The 21,010-nt window shown below is 66.6% G+C and carries 17 protein-coding genes and 3 pseudogenes; 8 read left to right on the top strand and 12 right to left on the bottom strand.

The window, feature by feature from the left end; all coding sequences use genetic code 11:
- Positions 1-16 precede the first annotated feature (16 nt).
- Positions 17-964, top strand: a complete 948-nt coding sequence (locus ACI2L3_RS39395; RefSeq protein ID WP_404757294.1) for a DUF6292 family protein — start codon at positions 17-19, stop codon at positions 962-964.
- A gap of 1,350 nt (positions 965-2,314) precedes the next feature.
- Positions 2,315-2,758, top strand: a complete 444-nt coding sequence (locus ACI2L3_RS39400) for a hypothetical protein (RefSeq protein WP_404757295.1) — start codon at positions 2,315-2,317, stop codon at positions 2,756-2,758.
- Between the two features lie 46 nt (positions 2,759-2,804).
- On the opposite strand, the gene ACI2L3_RS39405 is transcribed toward ACI2L3_RS39400, so the two are convergent.
- A complete protein-coding gene (locus ACI2L3_RS39405; RefSeq protein WP_404757296.1) occupies positions 2,805-3,845 on the bottom strand; it encodes a hypothetical protein in 1,041 nt (346 codons plus the stop codon).
- A 241-nt stretch (positions 3,846-4,086) separates the two neighbouring features.
- On the opposite strand from ACI2L3_RS39405, the gene ACI2L3_RS39410 reads away from it, so the two are divergent.
- The 4 genes and pseudogenes from ACI2L3_RS39410 (at position 4,087) to ACI2L3_RS39425 (ending at position 6,667) form a co-directional block, all read left to right on the top strand.
- The gene (locus ACI2L3_RS39410; protein ID WP_404757297.1) at positions 4,087-4,299 is read left to right on the top strand and encodes a hypothetical protein; all 213 of its coding nucleotides are present in this window, start codon (positions 4,087-4,089) and stop codon (positions 4,297-4,299) included.
- Positions 4,300-4,668: 369 nt separating this feature from the next.
- Positions 4,669-5,047, top strand: a pseudogene (locus tag ACI2L3_RS39415) (transposase); the annotation flags it as partial.
- An 87-nt stretch (positions 5,048-5,134) separates the two neighbouring features.
- On the top strand, positions 5,135-6,256 hold the full coding sequence (locus tag ACI2L3_RS39420) for an IS630 family transposase (RefSeq protein ID WP_404757298.1): 1,122 nt from the start codon (positions 5,135-5,137) through the stop codon (positions 6,254-6,256).
- 51 nt (positions 6,257-6,307) lie between these two features.
- Positions 6,308-6,667: an immunity 53 family protein gene (locus ACI2L3_RS39425; protein WP_404757299.1), complete on the top strand. Its 360-nt coding sequence runs from the start codon at positions 6,308-6,310 to the stop codon at positions 6,665-6,667.
- 152 nt (positions 6,668-6,819) lie between these two features.
- On the opposite strand, the gene ACI2L3_RS39430 is transcribed toward ACI2L3_RS39425, so the two are convergent.
- The 3 genes from ACI2L3_RS39430 to ACI2L3_RS39440 form a co-directional block, all read right to left on the bottom strand.
- Positions 6,820-8,547, bottom strand: a complete 1,728-nt coding sequence (locus tag ACI2L3_RS39430) for an AMP-binding protein (protein ID WP_404757300.1) — start codon at positions 8,545-8,547, stop codon at positions 6,820-6,822.
- Between the two features lie 288 nt (positions 8,548-8,835).
- A complete protein-coding gene (locus ACI2L3_RS39435; protein WP_404757312.1) occupies positions 8,836-9,483 on the bottom strand; it encodes an endonuclease VII domain-containing protein in 648 nt (215 codons plus the stop codon).
- Positions 9,484-9,933: 450 nt separating this feature from the next.
- Complete coding sequence (locus ACI2L3_RS39440; RefSeq protein ID WP_404757301.1) at positions 9,934-12,549, bottom strand: DEAD/DEAH box helicase; 2,616 nt, start codon at positions 12,547-12,549, stop codon at positions 9,934-9,936.
- 210 nt (positions 12,550-12,759) lie between these two features.
- Here ACI2L3_RS39440 and ACI2L3_RS39445 point away from each other — a divergent pair, with 210 nt between their 5' ends.
- Positions 12,760-13,116 (top strand): HNH endonuclease, encoded by a 357-nt coding sequence (locus ACI2L3_RS39445; protein WP_404757302.1) that lies wholly within the window; start codon positions 12,760-12,762, stop codon positions 13,114-13,116.
- A gap of 90 nt (positions 13,117-13,206) precedes the next feature.
- Here ACI2L3_RS39445 and ACI2L3_RS39450 read toward each other — a convergent pair whose 3' ends face one another.
- From ACI2L3_RS39450 to ACI2L3_RS39475, 6 genes and pseudogenes are all read right to left on the bottom strand, one after another.
- Positions 13,207-13,869 (bottom strand): exonuclease domain-containing protein, encoded by a 663-nt coding sequence (locus tag ACI2L3_RS39450; RefSeq protein ID WP_404757303.1) that lies wholly within the window; start codon positions 13,867-13,869, stop codon positions 13,207-13,209.
- A gap of 139 nt (positions 13,870-14,008) precedes the next feature.
- Complete coding sequence (locus ACI2L3_RS39455; protein WP_404757304.1) at positions 14,009-14,341, bottom strand: hypothetical protein; 333 nt, start codon at positions 14,339-14,341, stop codon at positions 14,009-14,011.
- 233 nt (positions 14,342-14,574) lie between these two features.
- Positions 14,575-15,453, bottom strand: coding sequence for a hypothetical protein (locus tag ACI2L3_RS39460; protein WP_404757305.1), 879 nt, complete (start codon positions 15,451-15,453; stop codon positions 14,575-14,577).
- Positions 15,450-16,508, bottom strand: coding sequence for a hypothetical protein (locus tag ACI2L3_RS39465; protein ID WP_404757306.1), 1,059 nt, complete (start codon positions 16,506-16,508; stop codon positions 15,450-15,452). The genes ACI2L3_RS39460 and ACI2L3_RS39465 overlap by 4 nt, the downstream gene beginning before the upstream one ends.
- 714 nt (positions 16,509-17,222) lie before the next feature.
- A pseudogene (locus ACI2L3_RS39470) lies at positions 17,223-17,528 on the bottom strand (DEAD/DEAH box helicase family protein); the annotation flags it as partial.
- A gap of 3 nt (positions 17,529-17,531) precedes the next feature.
- On the bottom strand, positions 17,532-18,386 hold the full coding sequence (locus ACI2L3_RS39475) for a hypothetical protein (RefSeq protein WP_404757307.1): 855 nt from the start codon (positions 18,384-18,386) through the stop codon (positions 17,532-17,534).
- Between the two features lie 165 nt (positions 18,387-18,551).
- Between ACI2L3_RS39475 and ACI2L3_RS39480 the strand changes: the two genes are divergently transcribed.
- Entirely contained in the window at positions 18,552-19,031 is a 480-nt protein-coding gene (locus tag ACI2L3_RS39480; protein ID WP_404757308.1) for a hypothetical protein, read from the top strand.
- A gap of 282 nt (positions 19,032-19,313) precedes the next feature.
- Here the strand turns inward: ACI2L3_RS39480 and ACI2L3_RS39485 are convergent, their stop codons facing one another.
- Positions 19,314-19,781: an NUDIX hydrolase gene (locus ACI2L3_RS39485; RefSeq protein ID WP_404757309.1), complete on the bottom strand. Its 468-nt coding sequence runs from the start codon at positions 19,779-19,781 to the stop codon at positions 19,314-19,316.
- Between the two features lie 805 nt (positions 19,782-20,586).
- Positions 20,587-20,922 (bottom strand): annotated as a pseudogene (locus ACI2L3_RS39490) (helicase associated domain-containing protein); the annotation flags it as partial.
- Positions 20,923-21,010 lie beyond the last annotated feature (88 nt).

The following is a 21,010-nucleotide window of genomic DNA, read 5'->3' on the forward strand; positions in this document are numbered from 1 at the left end:
TGCGGGCCCGTTCACGGTGCTGCGAAGCCGTCTGAGCAACCAGAAGCCCTACACGGCACAGGGGTTCCCGGCGGCGATCAGTTCTCCCGATGCGAAGTCGAAGCTGTGGGACGCCGAGCAGACGGCCGCCTACCTCGCCACCGAGCAGGTGCCGGAGCTGCCCACCGAAGATGACGATGGGGACCTGCTGGAGCGGACGGAGGCCGCTGCCTTCCTGGACGTCACGCCCAAGACCTGGGACTCCTACAAGCGAGACCAGCGCATCGCCCCCCACCTGGTCAAGGTCAAGGGAGTGGAGCACTGCCCCCGGGCCGTGCTGCGCGACTTCCGCCAGGGGCCGGCCGCGCCGCGCGCGGGTCGGCCCACGGGCAGCGGCGACATGGTGCCCCGCGACGAGATCGAGGCACGGCTGGGTGAACTCTTGGACGCTGACCCCGCACTGACGATCGCTACCGCCCAGCACGAGCTCGGTCTGGCCTACTCCGCGGCCGCGCGCTGGCTGCCTCGGCTGCGCGGTCAGCGCATCGCCGACCAGGTGCTGGCCGAGCCGGACCTGTCGGTCGAAGAGGCGGCGCAGCGGCTGGGGTATCCCGTGGCGGTGCGCCGTGCGGCGGTGGCCGCAGCGCAGATGGTGCTGCGCGGGCGCCGGATGTTGCCCTACCTGCAACAGGTCGCCGACGCCGTGGCGGCCGCGGGGTGGATGGAGCACCAGGACGTCGCCGTCCGCGAGGCCGGCGACGTCCTGGCGGCCGCCCTGGTCCTCGATGCCGCAGCCCCGGCGCCCGCGCTGGTGTGGGATGAGCGGTACGGGTGGCGTACGGCGCTCAGCCGCCGGCACCCGATCGCCAAGAACGGCTCCAAGCCTGCGGAGGGCGAGGGAATGCGCTACCTGTGCCCCGGTGAGCAGCAGCCACAGCCGCAGCAGCTGCTCGATGAGCTCGCCAGCCCATGTGCTCAGCCGTGAGTACGGGCCGGTATGGCGCACGGTCAGTATTGAGGGGCGCGGGCGAGCCTGACGGTGGCGGGCCCGTCACCGCGGCGTGATGAAGTTCTCGCCCCTCACGCCTCTCCAGTGCACAGTCCGTTGCCGAGAGGCGTACTGAACGGCTGTTCCCTTCTCCTCCGAACACCCTCATCCCTACACTGCCTGCATGGGGGCCAAGTGGCGCGCGTTCGCAAGCGGCTTCGGTGCGGTGTATGACCAGACCGGCATCGCGTTGCAGGACTGCCCTTCCGTCCGGCCCTTTATGCCAACACGTCTGGACGCGGTGACTGCTGCTGTCCTGCATGAAAGAAGACTGCTCCGTCGCTCGCGGGCCAGAGGTATCGCAATCTCCGGTGCCCTCTGCGTCGTCTCAGTGGTTACCGTCTGGTGGACAGAATTGCCGAGCGTAGCTAAGTCGCTCCTGTCCATTGGGCCTCTGACAGGCTTCGCCGCTTGGTGGACCTTAACGGAGCGAGTTCTTCAGTTCGAAAGTCGAAAATCGGCGGGATACAAGGCTCAAGACCGAATTCGACGAGCGGAAATGTCGGCGCTAAGCGGAGATCTGGGAGAAGAGGCGCAGCGTCTCGCGACGCGCGATCTGCTAGATCGGCGTAGCCGACACGATCGCGACCACACTCCGGGCGGCGGCAGGGGGAGCCGATCGTGACAGGCTGGGAGTCGGGACAGGAGTACTGGAGGGCATTCCCGCCAGCTGAGCAGATCGAGAAATGGAACGCCCTCCATCCAGACGAAAAATTGGGGCTCCGCGCCTTCGAAATGGTCGAACGTCAGCAACGTCACGAGCACAGAGCCCGATGGGCAGGCATCGTCACATCAACACTTGTCGCTTTCGGTGGTTTGGCAGGCGCCATCTACTTCATCGGGCAGGGAAGCACGGCGGGAGGCGCCGCACTATCCTTTTCGGCCGCGGCGGGAATTGTGACGACTTACCTTTCACGCCTCCTGCCCGCTCGTACAGCTCAGCCCGCTGAACCGGCAAGCGCCTCTGTCGGTGGAGGCCCCGGCAATACCCAGTAATTCATCGGCCCGAGGGCCACGGGACTCCCGCCACCTAGGCGCGACGGTGCGCATGGTCAGCCGACCTGGCCGGCGTCGAGCACCAGGAGCAGCCCGCCGAGCGCTGCGTAGACGATCCAGTACCGCCCTCGCAGCAGGGCGCCGGCTGCCGGGGCAGGCTTGAGCGACACGCAAGATTCGAGCCGAAAGAGGCCTGTAGGTCCTACACGTTGTCTTTGCGTTGGCTGCCGCAGTGATCACGGCCCGGGTAGCGTCGTCGGCGCAGTGACGGGAGTTGAGGGGAGAGGTTACGTGGCGTTGGTCCATTGCGAGGAGTTCGCGGTCCGGGTTGAGCGGTTCTTGCTCTGGCTGCAGGATGCCGACGAGGACATCATCGACATCTGGCCTGAGGGTGGGCAAGGGTTGGTTGTGGCAGAGCACGGGCGGGTGGACATCAGGTCGGGCGGTCACACGCATAGGGCCGCGTTCACGGTGGAAGTCTGGGACTCACCGCCCGAGCCGGATCAAAGTGCGCCTTGGGAGGCGACGGGGGAAGCGGAGTTGGACTCTGCCTCGGGTCGTCTGCAGTTCCACACGGCCGGCGGTCCGGACGAGCATGGGATCGATCTTGGTGTCGCGGGCCGGCGGTGGCGGCTGCGGGCTCATGCAGCGGGGCAGGAAGAGGTCGCTTCCCTGGCCGAACAGGGCGTTCCGGATGGGGTGGAGCGGTTCCTGCTTCAGTTCTGGCCGGTGTGAGGCTTCTGTGGGCGGGCAGCCTCCGCCCGCCCACAGGACCATGAGGTCAGGACACCTTGATCATGAATCCGTCGTCGGGTCCGTCGAGGATGCGGTTCTTGGAGTAGAAGCCGCTCATTATCCTTCCGCCTGCTTCGTTGTCATCCTTGGGGATGGGCCGGGCGGAGAAGTTCTTCTTGGGCGCTTTGCTTTGCGGGTCGTACTTTTTGAGTGCCTGGGCAGCACCCTCGTAGGTGGAGGAGAAGGGGAACTCATCACACTGCTTCTTCCCGCCCTCTGAGTAGCCGGCCCCCCACTTGGCCTTGCACGCCTTGATCGCCTCATTTCGGTTGGCGTCGCGGCGATCACCATCGTGATACAGGCGGGTGAGGGGGCGGCTGGGGGTGCGGCCAGGGATGTCCTTCTTGGTGTTTACCGGTTCGGTGTCCGTTGGCTTGGTATAGGCATCTTTGATGTGCTGTGCCGCGAGTCGCTCTTTTGCTCCGGCCTTGGTGCTGAAGGGCATCGCTACTGCGTAACTGAACGAGGCTCCGCCATCGGCACTGGCTCCGGCCAGATAGCTTGCCTTGTCCCAGCGTGGAGCCAGGAAGAACGGTTTGGCGCTCCGCGGCCCAGTCACCTGCCAGCCTGCGGGGTACTTCACCTCAAGATTGGGCTGGAAGATGGTGAATAGGGCGTCATCACGGCCGGAGCCCGTACCGGACTTGCCGGTCAGGTTGTGGGAGAACCCGGGGTCGCTCTGCGCGGCGAGAGTCTGCCAGGTCTGCCCGGTGGGTAAGTCTCCGCCCTGGCTGATCCGGGCGCTGGCCGGCCACGTCTGCGGCAGGGACACCTTGGGGGTGAGGACCATTGCGGGCGCCCCGGTTCGCCTGCTGGTCGCGAACCGGTAGTGGTGGCGGATGTGCACGGTCCGGCTTCCCTTGGCGATGGTGCCCACCGCGAGGAAGGCGATCTGGCTCTCGCCGACCACCTGGTTTCTAATGGACCAGACCGAGTTGAGGGTGGCGCCCGAGCAGACCGCGAAACGGGACTTGATGTAGAACTTCTCGTGTGTTTCCAGGCCCTTGATGCATTCCTTCTTGGTCATGGTCCGCGGCGGGTCCGGGTAGGGGGGTGCCGCTGCCTGCCGGGCCAAGCCGCTGGACGTAGGCAGCGGTGCGGTCGAGGATGGAGTTTTCGACTTCGGTGCCCACCGGCTGGCGGGCCCGAGGGTTTCCAGGGCGGCGTGAGGCTGAGTCAGCTCGGCTGTGTTCGCCGGAGTGGCACGTGAGGCGGCGGCGCGTCCCTTGAGGCCCTCGGGGGACGGCGGAGGGGTACCGACCGGGCCGATGGTGGTGACGACCTTCATCTCCGGGGCAGGCTCGTCGAGCGCCTGGGAGGAGGCCGGAAGCGCCACCGACATCAGTACCGCAGCGATCGAAACCGCGGTCCAACGTCTATGGAACGGTAATGCGCGAGTCGGTGTCTGCATCGTTTCCCATAAGATTGTGGTCGGTCGGTCACCGACCGTGTTCGAAGCCGAACATCACATGATCATTTAGCCAAAGGTGGCGTCAACACCTTTTTAGGACAGGTGAGTTGGATTCGGTGTGCCGGATGCCGACGACTGGAGGGCGCTCGTCGCAGAGCTCAGTGCCAGCACCTCCCTCGACCGGGACGGCGTTCACCGGCACCCGATCCGGTACGCGCGCACCGGGACGACCTGATGCCCGCCGAAGTAGCGCCCTACGGATAGAGCAGCACCGCACCGTACGCACCATGGGCCCCAAGGAGTCAGCCGCGATCCCAGGCCCCGGCCCGGGGTGCACAGCCCACAGCTTCGCGGCGGCCCTGAAAGCACGCGGGCACGGGCTCGCCCCTCGCGACCAGTGCGGCGTCGCATCCGCACGGGCAAGGGCCGCTGCCCTTTCCCGGTGGCACTGATCGTCGACTCCCAGTCGGTGAAGGCGGCCTCCATCGTTGGCCGGGACAGCCGCAGCTACGACGCGGGCAAAAAGAGCAACGGGCGCAAAAGACACCTCGTCGTGGGCACCCTGGGCCTGCCCGTGATGATCACGGTGACGGCCGGAGATGTCCGCGACGAGATCGTCGCCCGCGACCTGTCCTGGCGCCTGCGGCTCACCCGTCCGCAGATCACCCAGGTCTGGGCGGACTCCGCCTACGCCCGTGACCTGCTGTCCCGCCTGGACCGCGGGCCACCTCCAGATGTCCCTGCGGCCCGTGCCGCGGCCCAAGGGAACCCGCGGTTTCGTCGTCCTTCCCCGCCGCTGGAAAGTCGAGCGCTCCCTCGGCTAGTGCTGTGACCGCATAGGTTCACCGGGTTGCTCGTTGTGCTGGTTGGAAGCGATGTCGCTTCCAACCAGCAGGGGAGGCGGGATGGCACCACCGGTCAAGGTCCGCAGGCTGACGGAGCAGGAGGGACAGAAGCTCCAGCACTTCGTTCGGCGGGGCAGTACCAGCTCGGTGCGGTTCCGGCGGGCGATGATGCTGCTGGCCTCGGCCGGCGGCAGCACTGTCCCGGTGATCGCGCGGCTGGTCCAGGCGGACGAGGACACCGTCCGCGACGTGATCCACCGCTTCAACGAGATCGGGCTCGCATGCCTGAACCCTCAGTGGGCGGGAGGCCGTCCCCGCCTACTGAACCGTGACGACGAGGACTTCGTCATCCAGACGGCCACCACCCGCCCGACCATGTTGGGCAAGCCCTTCACCCGCTGGTCGATCCGAAAACTCGCCGACCACCTGCGCCGCAACATCGCCAGGCCCGTCCGCATCGGCCGCGAGGCCCTGCGGTGCTTACTGGCCCGCCGCGGGATCACCTTCCAGCGGACGAAGACCTGGAAGGAATCCCCAGACCCGGCCTTCGACGCCAAGCTCGCCCGGATCGAGTACGCGGTCAACGAGCGGCCGGACCGCACGTTCGCCTTCGATGAGTTCGGGCCTCTGGGTATTCGCCCCACCGCCGGCTCCTGCTGGGCCGAACAGAGCCGCCCCGACCGACTGCCGGCCACCTACCGCCGCGCCCACGGCATCACCTACTTCCACGGTTGCTACTCCGTCGGCGACGACAAGCTGTGGGGGATCAATCGGCGCCGCAAGGGCATCGATCACACCTGGGCCGCCTTGCGAACGATCCGAGCCGCCCGCCCGGACGGCGCCCCAATCTACGTGATCCTCGACAACCTCTCCGCCCACCTGAACTGGAGAATCCGCAGATGGGCGGCGAAGAACAAGGTCGAGCTGTGCTTCACACCCACCTACGCGTCCTGGGCCAACCCCATCGAGCCCCACTTCGGGCCGCTTCGGCAGTTCACCCTGGCCAACTCCCACCATCCGAACCACACCGTTCAGACCCGGGCCCTGCACGCCTACCTGCGCTGGCGCAACCAGAACGCCCGCCACCCCGACGTCCTGGCCGCCCAACGACGCGAACGCGCACGCATCCGCAGCGAACGGGGCATCCGCTGGGGCGGCAGACCCCTACCGACCGCAGCCTGACACTCCGATTCCAAACCTTCCGACCCCCGCGCCAGGCTTAGCATCCCTGCCATGAGCGATTCCGGACATGTCCTTGGCTGGCTGCAGGACTGGTATATGGAGCAGTGCGACGGTGACTGGGAGCACGAGTGGGGCGTGAAGATCGACACGCTTGACAACCCAGGCTGGACAGTCCGCATAGATATAGAGGAAACGGACCTCGAAGAGCACGAATACCCGCGTCAGGATGTCGAACGCACCACGCACGACTGGGTCTCGGCATGGACATCCGACAAAGTCTTCCACGTTGCTTGCGGCCCCGGCAACCTCACCGAGGCCCTCACGATGTTCCGCTCCTGGGCGACCGAGAAGACCCCGTGCAGGACAGCGGGAGACCCTCAACCCGGTGAACCTTCCCGGTCAGAGCACTAGATCACGCCCGCCGCAACGCACGGGACCACAAACGCTTACCCCAACATGCCGAAGCCGATCTGAACTGGGCGTTCATCACCCTCATGACCCGACGCCTGGACCGAAATGGCTTCCGCAGCGACCGCTGGGAGAAGAAGCCATAGCCGACCGCTTCAGGGCCGGATCTGCCACTCCAGGCAACGGTGGCCTGACTCGCCTTCGTAGGGTGTGGGCCAGTAGTAGAGGAACGGGCCGCCAGATTCCAAGGCATCGGCCAAGGTTCGAAAGAGCTGTGTCAGGCCGGCCGCCCATAGGGTTCCGTCCAGGTCCCCGGACCCGATGCCCATTTCATACACGTGGCCGTATGAGGGTCCGGGGCGGTGATCGACAAACGCAACCCCGCCATCGTTGGGAAGCGCGAACGGCACGCAGCGATGCAGATTGACGGCCAGTGCATCGTCCTCCCACAGGTCGGCATCGATGTTGTCATTGCCGACGTCCACGAGCACGTCGTACATCATCACGATGTCGTCTACGCCGCTAAGGCGGTGCCCCGAGGGAAGAAAAGCACCAGCAGGAAGGAGTCTGCGGGAGCCAGGAGCGGCAACTGGTTCAGCGGCTCCATCATGCTGCTGCAGCAGTGCCTTGAGCTCCGGGTGCAGGTCGAAGCCGAGCCGCGACTCCAGCTCGATGAGCTGCTCGCGTTCCGCCGGCCTTCGCAGCATGGCGTGATCGGCGGGCGAGTTCGAGCAGAGCCACGACTCAAACCGGAGCCACTCACGCTCGAACGCAGAAAGATCTATCTGTGTCACCCGCTGAACATAGACGGTTGCACTGACAGCAAGCTCCCGGGCTAGGATCCACGGCCTGCTCCAGGCCGTCGGCGTCGCGGCCGCCGACCACCACGCAGTCCTGAACCCCTTCCACGTCGCGCAGGACGCCCTCGATCTCGCTCGGCAAGACCGTGTAGCCGCGCCCAGGTTGAGCACGTCATCGACGCGGCACAGATGAGTGAACGCGCCGTCCGGCGCACGGCGCACCACGTCACCGGTGTAGGCACCGCCGTCGGCAAAAGTGACCGCTGCGGCCTCCAGGCGGCCGATGTAGCCAAGGGCAACCGTCGGGCCAGCGATGTGCAGCCTGCCCTTTTGGCCGTCGGCAACGGGCGCGCCGTCCGAGGTGCGGACGGTGGCCGTGATCCCGGGCACCGGGATGCCGAAGGTGCCCGGCCGCTCCTTTTCCGGTGTTGTGCCGACGACGATGTAGAGGACCTCGGTTGCGCCGAGGCCATTGAGCAGCTGGGCCTGCAAGGCGGTGCGGATCCGCTCGCTGAGCGGGCCCGGGAAATTCTCGCCCGCCGCGACGCACAGCCGCACGGAGTCGACGCAGTCGGTGGCGAGCGTGGTCCCGGAGGCGTTCAGCAGCGCCGCGTACAGCCGCGGGACGGAGAACAGCACGGTGGGCCGGTGGCGTTGCATCGCGGCGGCGAGGGAGTGAACGTCGACTGTGCCGCGGATGAGCGCGACGCGGGAGCCGGCCGCCAAGGGGCACAGGACGGAGCTGCCGAAGCCGTAGCCGAAGCTCATTCGGGCGCTGGACAGCACGGTGTCCTCGGGCGTCAGACCCAGCACCGTGCCGATGCCGTCGACCATGGCCGCTATCGCACCCGCCGAGTGCCGCACCCCCTTGGGCATGCCAGTGCTTCCGGAGGTGTACTGCACGAGCGCCTCACGGCCCATGCTCCACGCCGCCGGAGGCCCGGCCTCCTGCGGGCGGTGCGCAAGGCCGGCCTTGGCCGTCGCCAGAGCAGTGCGGACGTCAGCGCCGGAGAACCGGGGGGTCGTGGCGAACAGCTCCTCCAGGGCGCGTTGCCGCGCGGGGGCCGCGTCCAGGTGCACCATCGCGGCGGCGCAGTCGTCGGCGACGTATTCCCTGTCAAGTCCTGCATGTTGAGAACCTGCACGGCCTCGCTGCTCCTTGGACCTGACTGCGTGGTGTTTCCGCATTCGATGTCGCTGGCGGCCTGCTGCATGTGGCTCGCGATCGTCGGGACCGCTCAACTCCAGGCCCGTGACCTCGACCACAGACTCGGCGCGAGCCAGCCGTCCGTTAGTTTGTCCGGCGGACCCGCAACGAGCTCAGAATCGCCGCCTGACGCACCGCCTCAGCCACTACGTCCGCCATCAGCCTCACAGGCTTCGCCCCATCCCTCCGCTCTCAATATATGCAGCCGCCCTCATCAAAGTTTCCGCGCGATCTCCGGCCAAGCCGATGAAAAGGTTGCACGGGCCGCACAGCAGTCCACGGATGCACTTTCCGCACGACTTCCCCGCTCCAGGGCAGCAGGAGTGGTCATGGTCGACGGAGAACCTCCGCTCAGCTTCATCCTGGGTTCTTTCGCAGATCGCGCACTTGCTTCCTTGCGCGGAGAGAAGGCGATCGAAGTCCTTGCGTGTCATCTTGAACGCAGACAGGTCACCACACATGGAGCAGTAGGACATCAGGCGCCCTTTGACGTTTCGCCCGAACTCCGCCTCAGGGAACCTCCCATCGCATTTGGAACAGTGCACGAGACCGTCGCGGAATCTGAAGTCATGCGGCCTGGGGGATCTGATTCCAGAATCCAGGTCCGGTACCTTCTGGTGCTGCGTCCGGGCGTAATGCCCATTACAGAGGCCCTTCGAGCGCGCCTTTACCGCACATTCAGGCACCGCACAAACGCCGGAGTTGTCGACGGATACCCGGAGCGCCCGGAGTGCTTTTAATCCCCCCTTGCGTATCTGGGCGTAGTGAGCGGTGCAGTATCCGGCCGACCATTGGAGGTTAGGGCAGCCCATAAAACTGCAGGGCACGACCCCTCGCTGCTCTCTGCTTGTCGACACCCCGGTGACAGACCCACGCTTTCGGGTTCTTCGGGCTTCACTGAAGATGCCTGCGTCACGACCTTGCTGTTTGTAGTGCGCGTGGCAGAGTTTCCGCGCGACCCATTCACGATCGCACCTCCCCCAATCTCCCGACGCAATGCAGATCCGCTCAGTCACCAATTCCTCCTTCCGGCGCGAGGTCGCCGCCTGGCCTTGCAACAAGACCGCAGGGATTCTTAGGAGAGAATCACCCAAAGCAGAATCTTTAGCCACTGCCTGCACCCACTGATCCGATCAGACAATTCCCGCTCGGACGTCAGGGAATTCTGCAGCACTCGCCCCCTCGGCACCTTCGCTGTCCAGCCGCGAAGCTCAAGTGGACGTTTCGTCCCGCGTCGGTGACGCTCCCTCCGAGGAGGTGGACTACTGCGCTGGCGGCCGCCACAGCGGCTCGTGGCGCAGTGCGGGCAGCCATTGGGACGGCAGCGCCCGGTGTTCACGGAACACTGCCGCGAGGTCGGAAACGCTCATGGCCGACAGATTGCGGGCCCGTGCGTCCTGCCACGCACGGGTGAGCGTGTCGAAGAGGTCAAGGACTTCAGGGGGCCGCACCCAATAGACGTTCTCCTCGGCGACGTTGTACGTCCCCTCGTTCACCTTCGACTTCGGGGAGACGAGAACACAAATGGAGTCGCCGGGCGCCACGGCGCCCTCCGCTTTCTCTGCCGTTCGCCGGTGGCCGCCAGCCTGCCGCGCTTGCTCGGCTCCGATCTCGCCCGTTTCCGTCGCCTGGTTTTTCGCTTCCCAGATCACCCACCGGGCGTCGTTGAAGATCCAGACGGCGTCTGGCTGGGCGGCCCTGCCGTCGCGCGAGTCTCCATAGCTCTTGGTCGCACCGGCCAGACGCCCGAGGTGGACGAGACCGTCTTCGTATGGGTCAGGATCCGACTGCTGGAGCCCTGCCCGGGTCGCCATGACGGCTTGGAAGGCTTCGGGGTTCCACAAGTCCTTCGCCGCCAGGATGGCGTTCATGGCTGCCTCGTCGGTGGGCTCGAGCTCTTCGACCGCAGCGGCGGAAGGTGCGGCGACGGGGGCGACGCGGTCGAACCACGTCGTGCCGAGGCTGTTGCGTCGAGCCTCTCGGAAGTAGTTGGCTGCGGCTTGGCGAAGTTGCGGCTCGCTCGAGCCTTCGGCCAGACGGTGGGCGACGCAAAAGCCCAGGTAGCTCCATAGGGAGCTGTACCTCTTCGGTGTCTGGGCATTGCGCAACTGATCCGTTACTGTCTTGATCGCGGTGAGTGCGAACTGATGGTCCTTGGACCACAGGGCGTTCGCGGCAGCGACCTCGCTTCGCACGGCCTTTTGGAGAGCTGCGGCGCCGGGCCCGTCCTGCCGGTCGTAGGTTTCCCGATGCCTGACGATGTCCTCCTCCACCTCCTCCCATTCAACTTCCTGGGCGTTGAAGATGGCCAGGTTCCCCCAAAGGTCCTCCGAGGACTGGTCAAGCGACGCATCAACGCCGATTTCCAGCTCGGCATGGATTTCGGGGTGCATCGATGCCTGGATGTCCCGTCGGGCCAGATAGGAGGTCAGTTCCCGGCCGAGGACCAGAACAGCAGCGTGATCACGAAGGTTGCGCGTCGCCCGGCCGGCGCCCTGCTGGATGCGCGCGCGGATACGTTCGCGAAGCACTTCGTCGGCGCCGACGAAGTCATGGAGGAAGCGCTCCTGGAGATCACCATTGGCTGGAAGGCCCGCGAATACGACCAGGTGACAGTCCTCGTCCGGAAGGTCGACGCCGTCGTAACGGTTGGTCAGGACCAGGGCTGCGGTGGGTTCCGAGGTGAAGACGGAAAGGTCATCCTCGACCTCTGAGGCGGTGAAGGTCAGGAAGTCCTCCGGGAGGAACCGTTCGCAGAACCTGTCGGCCACCCGAGTCTCCGGAGTGAGCACCACTACACGCCCCGCCTGCTCGATGACGCGACGTACAAAAGGTGCCACCGCCTTCGGGTTCGAGGCCAGGTCTCGGGTCAGCTCCGGAAAGAGGAAGAACCGTCGCCCCGTCCCTTCCTTGTCCCAGCCCGCGGGGACAGGAATGCGGTGGATCCTGGGCCGGCCGAAGGCCCGCTCCAACTCGCCGCCGGCCCCCAAGGTGGCGCTCATATAGATGCGCCGCTGGGGACTGTTGAACGCGCCGTGCTGGAACGTCGGGGCGATCAGCGGGCGGATGAGGATCTCGCGGTAGGACACGTACGCCAGGCAGTCCGCCACATGGGTTTCGAGGAACTTCCAGGCGTGGACGGCATCGTCGCTGATCTTGCCCTGGGCAACGGCTTCCCGGATGACTGACTCCACGTGCCCGGCATGGGCAGCCACGACCGCGGGAGAGGCCAAGTAGATCCCGGCGAGGTACTGGCTCCCGGGATTGTCCGACCTCAGATGCGACAACAGCAAAGGGTCCAGAGCGGGGCTCAGCACGGCGAGCAGGTCCTTGTAAGCAGCCTCGTGCGTGCGCCGGCTGATCCGAAGGCTCCAGGGCTTGGCAACGTATCCCTCGGCGGCATGCGCGTCGTCCAGGATCAGAGCATCCGCCGTGTCGATCCGCGGCCGTGAGTTGAACACGTGGCTGTAGGTGCTGACGGCAACCGATTTCCCGGCCTGATAGCGCGCCACGTCAGCCTGGTCCCAGTGACGCGAGGGGCCGATGAGGAGGGAAGGAGGGATTCCGTAGTCGTCCAGTTTCTTCGCTGTCTGCACGGCAAGTTGCCGAGTGGGGCAGAGATAGGCAACCCGATGCCCTTCCGCCCGGCGCAGATATTCAGCGATCAGGCCCCCGACGAGGGTCTTGCCTGCGCCGGTCGGAAGCTCAAGCGCGACATCGCTCTTGTCGCGGAACTCCTTGTGCCAGTGTTCGAGCACCTTCGACTGGTGTCCCCAGACCGAGTCGGGCCCTCGGTTTCCCCGTGCCAGCAGCCGGTACAGCTGTTCCGGATCCCCCGGAACTCCGACCGAGTCTGCCTGCCTTCGCTTGAATGCCATGCTGCACTTCCCGCCCCATGATCGCCACGGTGGATCAGGCTCGTGATCCGCGCGCTCAATTCAAGCACTCGGCGTGGGGTCAATCGGCGGTCGGCCGTTGATCGGCGCGCGAAGACGGTGATCGGAGCTGCGTTCTAGCCCCGTTGCCAGACCCCGGCGGTACCTTTTGGCCCGTCAACTTCGTTGCCCCACACGAGAGGTGGGGGTGCGATGGTCGAGCGTGACTCGCGCCGGTTCTTCAGCAAGGACCAACGCAGCATCCTGTACGACCGCGCCGAGGGGCGTTGCCAGGGATGCAGCACGGCGCTCACGGACGGATGGCACGCGGACCACAAGATCCCCTGGGCCGCCGGAGGCCCCACTTACGGCTTCGACCCCCGCCCGGTGCAATGGGAGGTGGAGGCGCTGGAACCGGCCGAACTCCAGCGCCTGGTCCTCGCCGCCATTGCCCCATACGTCGACCGCGATGTCCTTGCCCGACAGGTCGCGCGCGAGGAAGGGCAACGCCGCGCCCTGACCGACTTCCTGGATGGCTGGGACGCGGCGGGCGGGGAAGCACCGTCGTAGCGCGTGCTACGTGCGCCTGCAGGTTCAAGGGCACCTCCGCGGGCACCGCCACTCTGCGAGGGCACTGCGCCTCAGGCTCCGGGCTCAGTCCTAGCGGTAGGTCGTTTTTGACGATGGTTGTGTCATCCGTTTCACCGTAGTGAGCAGCCGACGGCAGTTGTCGACTGCGTCGTAGGCGCCTCCGAGTGACTGGTACCGGTACGCGCGGCGGCCGGCTGACCACAGTCCTGTCCACGCGGCGTAGGGAACCATCGCGTCTTCCCACACGCAGGAGTCAAGCAGGGGCGCAGCTCCCCTCATCCGAGTGGGAAGACGCTGAACCTCCCGCTCCAGCACTCCACGGTCGAACTCGGCGTTGTAGGCGAGGCAACGGTGTCCTGCGAGAAGCCGGCCGAGGTCAGGCAGCAGAGTGGCGAAAGTCGGAGCCTCGACGAGCAGATCTCGTGAGAGTCCGTGAAGGGACGTGGCTGCCGAGGTGATGTCGCCCAAAGGGTTGACCTGCTCGTCAAGTAGGACGGTGCCGTCGCGGTCGGTCACTCCGATCTGAACGGCCCAGGCCTGTTCCAGGCCGGTCGTCTGCACGTCGAGTACCACCACGCTGGGGTCGGAGAGCAGGTGATGGGCCCACCGCTGTACCCGTTGCCGGTCGGACAGCCAGGTAGCGGGGCGGCGCAGGGCTCGGACGGCGTCGTCGAGATCGCGGTGACGCTCGCCCAGTGACTGGATGTGCCATCGTCCGTCGTCGTTGTCCACGTGGGCGTGCACGGTGCCCAGGTAGTGCGGCCCCTCGTATGCGGCCCATGTTGGCCTGTCGGTGTCACAGGGGCGTACGAAGCTGACCGGGGCGGTGTCTACAAGGCGCGTGAAGAGGTCGTCGAACTGCTGCGGGCAGTCATGCGGCGGCATGGGCGGGCGTTTCGGGAATGTAGGGGGTCAGGGGGATGCCGTGAGCCATCCAGTTGTGGAAGGCCGCAGCGGTGTAGAGGCGACCACTGCCAGAAAGCCGACCGGGCTGCTTAGGATGACAGCGGCTGATCCGCAGGATCAGGTGAACGCCGTCGGCCTGGTCCGATTCTCCGAGGTCGAGGTAGACGGGGCGCAGGCACGCATCGAGGGTCTTGCGGGGCTGGGTCCAGGCAAAGTTGGCGTGGGCCTGACCGGGAGTCATGCCCAGTCGAAGGCGGCCTTCGCTGTGAGCGCGGCAGGCGTAGAAGAGCCAGACCATGGTCCCGTACGTACGTTCGCGGTGCTCAATGTGGATACAAGACAGAGATCCGTACTGCATTTCCACGATCGTGCCGTCGGGAGTGAGGACGTCGCCAATCAACTCGCCACGGGGGACGAACTGCTGCTCCTCGTTGAGGCCGGAACGCCATCCCTGGTTCCAAGGCCCCTCACCGTGTACACGGGAGGGGCCAAAGGACGCCCCGCATTTGGGGCAGGTAGTCAGAGAGGGCATCACATCGCCTTCAGCTGGGTGTCCAGCCAGGTGACTGCGTCGTCGGTGAGGCCGAGACTCTGCGAAGTGGCCCCCGCGGCCCGGAGAACGCCGGCGATGGAGGATTCGCTGCGGTGCGTGCTGATGAGGTCTTCGAGTACGGCATCGGCCGCTTCGACGAGGTCGAGGAGTTCCAGCTCGCGGTCGGTGGCTGCGATCTGCCGCTCTGCCGTCGCGCGGACGTCGATCAGGCGCTTGTTCTCGTTGCGTGCCTTGGTGCGTCGGGTGGGGATCGTGGCCCGGAACTCGGAGTAGTGAACGTAGAAGAGCGTGCCCTGGTGGCCGATTCCGGTAGTGGGTCCTTGCCCTGTGGTTGCGCGGCCTCCGCAGCCGCCGGCGATGGTGACAGTCGTACCGGTGCCAGCTGTCGTCCCGGCGCCGGGCGACGTAGGCCCGGAGGTGGCCGAGCCGCCCTCTGCGCCGGCCGACTGCCCGTCCGACTCCTGACCTCCGCGCTGCTCAGGACCGCCTGCCGTTGCTGGGTCCGGTGCGCCAGGGTTCTCGGTCTGCGTGGCCGATCCGCTGGATCCGGTCTCGATAACCGCGGAGCGGGCCTGGTCGAGGAGTGCGTACCGCTCTTCGAGGTGCTTGATGCTGGAGTTGTTCGGGGTGATGAGTTGTTCGACGGCCCGAAGGGCGTGGGGGAGGCCATCGCGCACACTCATGACGATCAACTCGCACAGGGCCTTGCGGAACTCGTAGGAGTTCTCGCCTGCCTTGGCATTCGCTTCGTCACAGACACTGGCGAGCCAGTGAGCCGTGTCGGGTGGGTAGCGGGCGAAGAAGAAAGGCGCGTTGTCGCCGGTGGGCCCGTTGCTGTGGTTCTCGCTGTGGTTCATGCGGTGGTGCTCTCTACGAGGCGCAGGCCGGGCCCGCGCGCGGTGGTAATGGCGGTGGACCACTTGGCCACGTCGTCGGCGAGGTAGGTGACGAGTTTGAGGAGGTTCTCGTCGGCGTTCGCGGTGACCTTGTCGGCCGGGTACCAGTCGGTGACGAACGCGCTGAAGCGGTTGATGACCCGGGCGAAGTCCTCGCGCCACTCAGCAAGCAGGAGATCGTCACTGGGCTGGTCTCCTCCCAGGACCTGGACGAGTTCCCGGAAGACGTCATCTCCGGGCTCGCCATGGTCCGGCCCGGTGCTCGACTCGTGTGCGGCAGCCGCTTGAGCCGCCGCTTCGGCCAGTTCGGGAGCCTCGCGCAGAACCGCACGGGCTAGAGACGGCCGCTGCATCAGATAGGTAGCAGCCACCGTCTTGGTGGCGTCCGGGTCCGCCTTGACGGCGTCGAGGATGGCCTCGCGGACCTCGGGTTGTCGGGCTTCGAACTGGTGGACCGTGGTCACCACGGCCTTCCGTTCCGCCTCTGCCCCGGGACGCCGGCTGGGCGGGATTGCCTTGCGGATCGCCTTGAGGTAGTCGGCCTCGGTTACTTCCAGGATTCCGCTGTGCTCCGCCTCGCCCATCAGGCTGAGGAGAACGCCTACCTTTTCCTCGAACTGCTCCTGGTCGAAGGTCCCGGGCTCGCTGCTGAGGGCGACCTGATACATCGTCGTGAAGGAGACGTACACCGGGGAGTCCAGCACAGGCTGACGCTGCGACGGTTTCCACCGGTGTGCCACCAGTCGGCACTTGCGGAGTGTGTGCACCGACAGCTTGAGCCGCGTGGCGAGGGCGTCGAGTTGAGCGTCGCTGCCGTAACGGGACCCGGCCTTCGGCGGCGGTCCGTATTTGGCCAGGGTCCAGTCAGCAGCGCTCAAGCGTGCATCCCGGAACTCCCGGCCGGTAGCGGTGCTTCGGGTAAAAAGCCGTTCGATCTCCGCGAACTCGGCCGGCGTGCAGCCAGCCTCGTCAGTGCTCTGGGGTTCGGTCCAGTACGACGTGGACGGCGTGGTCATCCTCATGCCCTCCGGATGGGTAGCCGTTCACACCGAACGGCCGAGCACGGAGAGTAGCGAAATGGCATCCTGATGCCATTTCCGCAACCTAGAGTGATGATCGGCGTAGTGAGTCTGGAGTCCGGTATTCAGCGGTCAACGCATCAACCCGACGACCGAAAAGATCACCGCTGGGAGTGAAGCGACGAGACCGCCTCGTCTCTCTCCGAGGCGAGCTGCGCGTAGTCACGAGCTGCCGCCCACAACCAGCGCGCGGCGAAGGGATGATGAGCAGCAGCTGCCGCTTCGACGTGCGCCGCAGCGTATCCCCACAACTCACTCTGCACCCCTGAGTAGTGCCTCTCCGCGAACCGTAGGCGCTCGGCAACACCTGCCAGAACGAGCCGTCCAGGGAGTTCTGCACTGAGGACCGGGGCTGCTTCAGACAAGACATGGTCCGACATGGTGATCACCCTGCCCGATCGTCTCGTGGCAGTGCCAGACAGACCGCGCCTGGAGGACGTGCAGACGGCCTGGTCGACCGAGACCACGAGATAGCGAACGACGGGCTGCGTTCGGTGCTGCGCCCCCGGGGTGCAGGCGTGGTTGTGACCGAGGTTACGCAGCGTGGTGGACCGTCTCCATATTCGTACAGATCACCACCTGGATTTCACCATGGTCGGATCGCTGACAGCCCCGTTGCGGCCGCTATGCCCATGTCCCCATGGCTGGAGTAAGCTGCTCCAGGATCTCGTCCTTCTCCAGCGAGCACACCGCGACCATCGGCCTGTTGTGGCCGGCTCTCCGCCACGCCTGGGCGGTCTGCACGAGCAGGTCGAGGGTGGGGGCCATGACGAGGATCCGCCCGCCGCGGAAGCACTCCCGTGCGGCCCACGCGGCGGTGATCGTCTTCCCGGATCCGGTCGCGGAGACGACGGTCCCGCGCAGCCCGTGCGCCGGTACCGGTGACCTCGTGGGGAATCCCGCCCACGCGCGGATGCGCGCGTTCGCTTCCACCTGGTGTTCTCGCAGGCTGATCATCAGTCAGCGTCCCTCGGCGGTCGGCTCTGAGGTGCTGTGCGGCCGAGGACCAGGGGCCGATGGCTGCGGGAGGGGCGTGGTCTGCTGTTTGCGGCGCCGGCGGTGCTCGCGCTGTGCCTGGGACCGGGCGCATTCGCGGGTGCAGTACTTGATGCCGCTGGTGCGGTTCTGCCCGTATGCGGCGCGTCCGCGCTGGCGTACGAAGTTGCGGCGGCAGGTCTCGTTCGCGCACTCGCGGATCGTGGCGTCCTCGGCGAGGTGGTTGTAGAGCTGGAGGAACGCCACGGCGAGGATGGTGGGGTAGCGGTCGCCCAGGCCGCCGATGCCGATACTGAACGGCTTCAGCGCGGCGTTCAGCTCACTCTCCAATTGCATGATCCTGAATTCCAGGGTGAGCTCGCGCAGGTGGTCCAGGTCGCGCGGCCATACCTCCTCCTGGTGTGTGTTCTCGGCACGCCACCGGGCCAGTTCTTCCTCGGAGACCTCGGGCTCGACGAGCGCGTCGAGCCCGCCCTCGCGGCGCAGGGCCAGCCAGGTGGTGATGGCCGCCTGGGCCTCCGTCACGTAGAGCGTGGCCAGTTCACCGTGCAGGGCGAACGGCGCGCGGGGGTGTTCGCGCTCGGTGAGCTCCTTGAGCCGCTCATACTCATCTTCGTCCCAGCTGCCGGTGTTGATGCTGCCGCCGAGGTGTCCGTAGGCGCGCATCAAGGCGGCCACGGCGTCGAGGTCCTCGGGGTCGGCCTCCATGAACTCGCGCAGGTAGAAGTCCTCCGGCACGGGGACCGTGTGCGAGCGGGAAGGGAGCTGCGGGGTCCAGACGATCCACTCGCCGTCGGCCCGCGCCCCGCGAAGAGGCATCAACTCCGGTGTCGGCACGGGCGTGCCCGGCCAAAGAGTGGGACGAAAGCGTGGGTCAACGTATGCCGCCATGAGGAGCATCATAGCGTCCAGGAGGGTAGGACGAACTATGAACCGTTCGTATCACGCACAGGGATCGCGAAACATACCCGAGGGGGAACCAGGGTGACGCAGTGGCAGGACCGCCAGGCGATAGGCGACATACACGAACGTCGGGTGGCAGCCGCGCTGCGCGCCCGCGGCTGGACCGTCCAGCCCTGCGGACAGGGCACCTACCCGCCCGCCGTACGCGAGGCCCTGCGCCGGACCCGCTCCGCCCTGCGGCACTTCCCCGACCTGATCGCCGCCCGCGGCAGCGACCTGATCACCATCGACGCAAAAGACCGCATGCCCAGCACCGACACCGACCGCTACGCCGTCAGCGCCGACACCGTGACCGCCGGTCTCTTCTTCACCGCGGCCCATGCCCCGACCCCGCTGTACTACGTCTTCGGAGACCTGAAGGTCCTCACGCCGGCCGAGGTGGTCCACTACGCCGCCCACGCCCTGCGCCACCGCAGCGGCGCCTTCCACCTCGTACGCACAGAGCAGGCGCACCGCTTCGACGACGTCTTCGGACCGGCCGGCGCAGCGGCTGCGGCATGACGGCCACCGCTGCTGCCCGCGAAGGACGATGTGCCCGGCCTCGTGTTCGGGGTGGGCGAACGGCGCGGCCCCGAGCCGGCCACGGGGGCTGGTATGCCCGGCCGCCGGCCGGAAGGCGGCTGTCTGCAAGCACTTCTTTGGGCTTCAGTGCACGGACTTCTTTCGGTTCCGCTCACCGGCTGGGCGGGGCGTGTACTGAGGTGATTCACGCCCCTGCAGCAAGGCGATTTCGCCGTATTTCGAGCGTGCGGTTCCGCTGGCGGGGCGGACGTTGACGATGCCTCAGTGCTGGATCAGGCCACCGACCGGGACAGGAGTGACGTGGCCGGTCGCGGGAAGAGCCTGCGCCAGGGCGAGGCCGATGTCGACCAGCGATGACCGTCGCAGGCCGGCAGCATCGGAAACCGGAGTCCAGACCGACTCGGCGATTTCGCCGTTCGGCTCAGGCCGGAGCAGGCCGCCAGTGATTCGGACCCGGTAGAAGATGCCGACGTTCTGGTGCTCGATTCCCGCACGGGCGGTGGCCGCGGGGATCACCCGTGAGTCCACTCCCAGCAGGCGATCCACCACCGCGGTGCAGCCGGTCTCCTCGGCGACCTCCCGGATCACTGCATCGAACGGATCCTCCCCATGCTCGACCCTTCCACCCGGAAGAGTCCAGCTGCTCCCGCCCTCCGGTGGTACATGACGGGCGAGCAGAACCCGCCCGTCCTCGATACACACGGCGTACGCCGCCAACCGGAAACTCATCCCCGCACCTCCCGCCGGACCCTGTCCAAGGTCCAGGATCCCCGCATCGCTGCAGGGAGTGAAGCCAGACCAACTTCTTACGCCCTGGAGCCACTTCTGTTCCGTGCAGTGAAGCCCAAAGACGTGCTGACAAACAGGGCGGCGGTGTTCAGGGGCTGAGGGTGTGTCCTTCGGCATGGTCCGCGGCGGTGAAGAAGGCGTCGATGACCAAGCTGTGGAAGTCGCGGGGGCTTGTATGGTCTCGCGGCGTGGGGCGGGCCTCGGGGTGCCGGGCGGGTGGGCTGCTGAGGGGAACGGTGCGGGTGCAGCAGGTGGAAGAGGAGATGGAGCACGCGCCGCCACAGGAGCAGATGGGCTTGTTGAAGAAGCAGCTTGCGCTGATGCATGTGTCCGGGGCGACAACGCTGGCCGGGCATCTGGAGGGCGTCGAGATGGCAGCGCCCTTGCAGGCGTTGATGAAGAAGACGCTGAGCACCGAGCGGGAGTTGGTGGAGGCGCTCAAGGAGGAGGCGCCGGTGCGGGCGTGGCAGCTTCGCGCCCCGCTCAAGGGCGTGGCGAAGTGGAACAACGACTGCGCGCTGCTGGCGTTCTACGGGGAGGACAAGGTCGACTACACCGGCATGAAGTTCGTCGAGGCGATGCGGACGTACCTTGCGGCAGCCGCCGAAAACGGGATTGCCAGGCCAGTGAGCAAGGTCGCCTCGCGGACGAAGTTGTACGGCTGTGGCGCCAAGCGGGGCGGGGGCAGCACCTACCGGTGGGACTACGACGGCACCTACATCACCGCCTCGGACAGCAAGACCATGTCCTCGGAGGGGACGTACTGGACCGACGACGACGGCCGCCTGGTCGGCAGGGTCTTGCGCCGCTCCTCCAGCTCCCCGGCCCGCAGCGCCTTCCGCTGCTGGTGCACCCACCGGCCAAGCGGGAAGTCCTTGGTGACGCCGACCTCGACCTCCACGTCATACGGGACGGCGTAGAGGCCGGTGATCTCGTTCTCCGCCCGCCAGCGGAGCAGGGCTTGGTAGCCCTCGAGCCAGACCAGTGACTCGGGCCGGTAGACCCGGGTGCGCAGGAACGCCGCGATGGTCGCGGCGTCGCGCGGGCTGGAGAAGTGGAGCAGGGCGGCTTCGGCGGCGGCCACGACGGCGCCGCGGATGGTGCAGCGCCGGTCAGCACGAGTGGCCGAGGAGGGTGCCGTGCAGGCCGGGCAGGCGCAGTCGACGGGT

This window comes from Streptomyces sp. NPDC029674 (assembly GCF_044903205.1).
Classification (GTDB): Bacteria; Actinomycetota; Actinomycetes; order Streptomycetales; family Streptomycetaceae; genus Streptomyces.

Bases quoted from the DNA above. Each gene is read 5' to 3' on its own strand.
- ACI2L3_RS39485 (WP_404757309.1), bottom strand. From the start codon at position 19,781: ATGAGTTTCCGGTTGGCGGCGTACGCCGTGTGTATCGAGGACGGGCGG.
- ACI2L3_RS39410 (WP_404757297.1), top strand. From the start codon at position 4,087: ATGGTGGTGACGACCTTCATCTCCGGGGCAGGCTCGTCGAGCGCCTGG.
- ACI2L3_RS39465 (WP_404757306.1), bottom strand. From the start codon at position 16,508: ATGACCACGCCGTCCACGTCGTACTGGACCGAACCCCAGAGCACTGAC.
- ACI2L3_RS39445 (WP_404757302.1), top strand. From the start codon at position 12,760: ATGGTCGAGCGTGACTCGCGCCGGTTCTTCAGCAAGGACCAACGCAGC.
- ACI2L3_RS39420 (WP_404757298.1), top strand. From the start codon at position 5,135: ATGGCACCACCGGTCAAGGTCCGCAGGCTGACGGAGCAGGAGGGACAG.
- ACI2L3_RS39425 (WP_404757299.1), top strand. From the start codon at position 6,308: ATGAGCGATTCCGGACATGTCCTTGGCTGGCTGCAGGACTGGTATATG.
- ACI2L3_RS39460 (WP_404757305.1), bottom strand. From the start codon at position 15,453: ATGAACCACAGCGAGAACCACAGCAACGGGCCCACCGGCGACAACGCG.
- ACI2L3_RS39455 (WP_404757304.1), bottom strand. From the start codon at position 14,341: ATGGTCTGGCTCTTCTACGCCTGCCGCGCTCACAGCGAAGGCCGCCTT.
- ACI2L3_RS39435 (WP_404757312.1), bottom strand. From the start codon at position 9,483: ATGGGCTGCCCTAACCTCCAATGGTCGGCCGGATACTGCACCGCTCAC.
- ACI2L3_RS39475 (WP_404757307.1), bottom strand. From the start codon at position 18,386: ATGCCTCTTCGCGGGGCGCGGGCCGACGGCGAGTGGATCGTCTGGACC.
- ACI2L3_RS39405 (WP_404757296.1), bottom strand. From the start codon at position 3,845: ATGACCAAGAAGGAATGCATCAAGGGCCTGGAAACACACGAGAAGTTC.
- ACI2L3_RS39430 (WP_404757300.1), bottom strand. From the start codon at position 8,547: ATGGTGCACCTGGACGCGGCCCCCGCGCGGCAACGCGCCCTGGAGGAG.
- ACI2L3_RS39440 (WP_404757301.1), bottom strand. From the start codon at position 12,549: ATGGCATTCAAGCGAAGGCAGGCAGACTCGGTCGGAGTTCCGGGGGAT.